The organism is Bartonella sp. AA86SXKL (assembly GCF_042196885.1).
This window is the reverse complement of the sequence record NZ_JBHIRE010000312.1, coordinates 1-727: the sequence shown is the minus strand read 5'-3', so window position 1 is coordinate 727 and position 727 is coordinate 1. Positions and strand designations below refer to the sequence as shown.

Annotated in this window: 1 protein-coding gene; it reads right to left on the bottom strand. The window is 41.1% G+C overall.

The features are described from left to right. Positions 1-126: 126 nt before the first annotated feature. A partial coding sequence (locus ACFIO5_RS11740) for an autotransporter outer membrane beta-barrel domain-containing protein (protein ID WP_375705506.1) occupies positions 127-727 on the bottom strand: 601 nt, incomplete at its 5' end.

Sequence of the window (727 nt, the reverse complement as noted above, 5' to 3'; positions counted from 1 at the left end):
GATTTTTTGGTCAATATCAAAAGGGAAAGAAGCTTTTGAAAAATCAACGTAAGTTTTATATAAAAAAGGCAGCACACTGTGCTGCCTCTTATATCAAAGTACATATTGTCTATATTGTCTCGTAGCCTAGAACTGATATCGCAGTCCCCCAGAAAAACTCGCTCCTGAAAAACCAGCCTTCGTAAGCTTCTGCTGATAAACAACATCACCGTGAAGCGCAAACTTTGGAGACAACCGAGTATTAAAGCCTAATCCAGCTTCTAGGGAAGAACCAAAAGCACCTAACTGGAAAGCATCTTTGAAATGCACAGATTGTTTTTTTCTAAATCCATGGACAAGATAAAGCTTACCATAGAAGGAAGTAGCGCTTATTCCCTCAGATCCTGTCGGAGACTTGCTCAAACGTCCACCAACACGTGCTACCCACTGATCAAGTTTTCCCATCTCAACATCAAAATTATCGATATCACGGGCCTTATCAAATTGGAGATTTTGATAAACAACCTGAACTTGAGGATCAACAACAAAACCTTCATATCCTGTTGCAAATGACTGACCACCTGTCAAGGAAACACTGAGAGGTTTGCTCTTTAATGTTGCTGTCTTACCACGGGCAAGAGTAACCACATCTCCTTTGAACAGACCATAGGATAAAAGACCATCTACATAAAAGCCCGCATCATCCTGCAGAGTGCTATATGCCGTTCTAGACCATGTATCGACGGTA